This is a genomic window from Stenotrophomonas sp. 05L44_2 (assembly GCF_056665995.1).
Window position 1 is genome coordinate 1 of sequence record NZ_JBFTNR010000726.1, and the last position, 2,097, is coordinate 2,097.

Genomic DNA, 2,097 nt, shown 5'->3' on the forward strand with positions numbered 1-2,097 from the left:
GGTATCCATTACTGAAATCACCGGCGTCAGCGACAACCTGATCACCACCCAGGAGATGTTCCGCCACGAAGTGCAGATCGATGGCAGCGGCAAGGAAATCGACCGTTGGATCGGCCTCGGCTTCCAGCCACATTCGCACAAGCTGGAGCCGTTCCGGCAGTTGCTGCGCGAATCCCTGTACGGAGACTTCTGAGCATGGGTACCGGCCTGCTGCTGGGTGTGCTGAGCATCGTGTCGGTGCTGCTGGCGCTGGCGGTGTGGCTGTGGGGGACGGCCAGCAGCCGCGAACAGCGCCAGGCCTCGCTGCAGCATGCCGAGCAGCAGCTGGCGCGCGGCACCGGCGCTGCCGCCGCGCCGGCCGATGCAGCACGGCAGGCGACGCTGCCTGCGCCGGGTCGCCGCGCCCTGCCCTGGAACGGGCTGCTGCAGCGTGCCGGCCTGGCACCGGGCTGGAAGCTGCCGCTGCTGATGCTGCTGCCGGGCATCGCCCTGTCCGCGTTCGCGGTGTTGCGCCTGGGCACCTTCTGGATGTTCCCGCTGACCCTGCTGCTGTACCTGCTGGGCTGCTGGCTGTGGCTGATGCGCCGTATCGGCAAGCTGCAGGCGCAGCTGCTGCACCAGCTGCCGGACTTCCTCGACAACCTGGTGCGCCTTACCGCGCTCGGCAACAGCCTGCAGGCCGCCTTCCAGGTCGCGTCGATGCAGACCAACGCGCCGCTGCGCGGCCTGCTCGACACCACGGTGCGCTATGCACGTGGCGGCATGGACCTTGACCGTGCGCTCAACCTGGCCGCACAGCCCTACCGCATGGACGTGCTGAAGGTGCTGGCGGTGGTGATGGGCGTGAGCGTGCGCATCGGTGGCCGTGCCGACCAGATCCTGCAGCGCATGGGCGACTTCATGCGTGACCTGGAACAGGCGCAGCAGGAACTGGCCGCAACCACTTCTGAAACCCGCATGTCGGCGTGGGTACTGGGCCTCCTGCCACCGGCCAGCGCAGTGCTGATGGCGATCTCCAGCCCTGAATTCTTCCAGCCGGTGCTGCACGACCCACTGGGCCACAAGATCCTGCTGATCGCGCTGGCGCTGGAGTTGACCGGCGCCTTCCTGCTGTACCGCCTGGCCAAATCACTATGAACATCCCCGTCCACGCAGGAGGCATCCAATGAGCGCCAGCATCTGGTTCGTGGCTGCCCTGCTGGTGTTGGCCGCCGGCGTGGCCCTGCTGGGGCTTGGCAGCTGGGTGCGCAGCCATCGCGAGGACCGCAGCGAGGCCACGTTGAAAACAGCGCTGCGTCCGCGCGAAAGCGACGACACAGCGGCTGACGCACGCAAGGACTCACTCGGCTGGCTGGAGCAGTTCGGCCGCGGACTGAGCGGCGGACGCCTGGAAGCGGCGCTGCTGGCCGGTGAGGATCGCCTGCTGCTGGACCTGGCCGGCTGGAACACCCGCCGCGGCACCGCCATCTACCTCGGCCTGCGGCTGCTGCTGGCGGTGCTGGTACTGGGTATTGCGCTGACGCTGAGTGACGCCACGGGGTTGTCGAGGATCATGGTGGTGATCGGCGCGCTGGCTGCTGGCCTGCTGCTGCCGAAGTTCGCGCTCAGTGCGTGGGTCAAGCGGCGGCGACGCGCGGTGAACAATGAGCTGCCGCTGTTGATCGACCTGCTGCGCCTGCTGCAGGGCGTGGGCTACAGCATGGATCAGAGCCTGCAGACACTGGGCGACAAGCTGCGCGACGCACTGCCGGTGCTGGGCGGGGAAATCCAGGAAGCGAATGTGTCCTACACCCATGGGCGCACGCGTGCGCAGTCGCTGCGCCGGCTGAGCGATGTGTACGGCGATGACGATCTGTCCAGCCTTGTGCAGTTGATCCTGCAGGTGCACGCCCACGGCGGTGCCGTGCAGGAACCGCTGCGCCAGTTCAGCGTCCGCCTGCGCGAGCAGCGCCGCAATGCGCTGAAGGAAAAGGTCGGCAAGCTCTCGGTGAAGATGACCGTGGTGATGATGCTGACCCTGCTGCCGGCACTGATGCTGGTGCTGGCCGGACCGGCGCTGGTCGCGCTGGCCACTACCTTGTCGAAAATGGGATGACC

The 2,097-nt window shown here is 67.3% G+C and carries 2 protein-coding genes and 1 pseudogene; all 3 read left to right on the plus strand.

Annotated features, from left to right (window positions below; translation table 11 throughout):
- Positions 1-193, plus strand: a pseudogene (locus AC1VAN_RS19840) (CpaF family protein); the annotation flags it as partial.
- 2 nt (positions 194-195) lie between these two features.
- Positions 196-1,137 carry a type II secretion system F family protein gene (locus AC1VAN_RS19845; RefSeq protein ID WP_442251860.1) on the plus strand — a complete coding sequence of 314 codons (942 nt, stop codon included), beginning with the start codon at positions 196-198 and terminating at the stop codon, positions 1,135-1,137.
- Positions 1,138-1,165: 28 nt separating this feature from the next.
- Complete coding sequence (locus AC1VAN_RS19850; protein ID WP_033831344.1) at positions 1,166-2,095, plus strand: type II secretion system F family protein; 930 nt, start codon at positions 1,166-1,168, stop codon at positions 2,093-2,095.
- Positions 2,096-2,097: the final 2 nt, after the last annotated feature.

Coding starts and splice junctions, on each gene's coding strand:
- AC1VAN_RS19845 (WP_442251860.1), top strand. CDS start 196: ATGGGTACCGGCCTGCTGCTGGGTGTGCTGAGCATCGTGTCGGTGCTG.
- AC1VAN_RS19850 (WP_033831344.1), top strand. CDS start 1,166: ATGAGCGCCAGCATCTGGTTCGTGGCTGCCCTGCTGGTGTTGGCCGCC.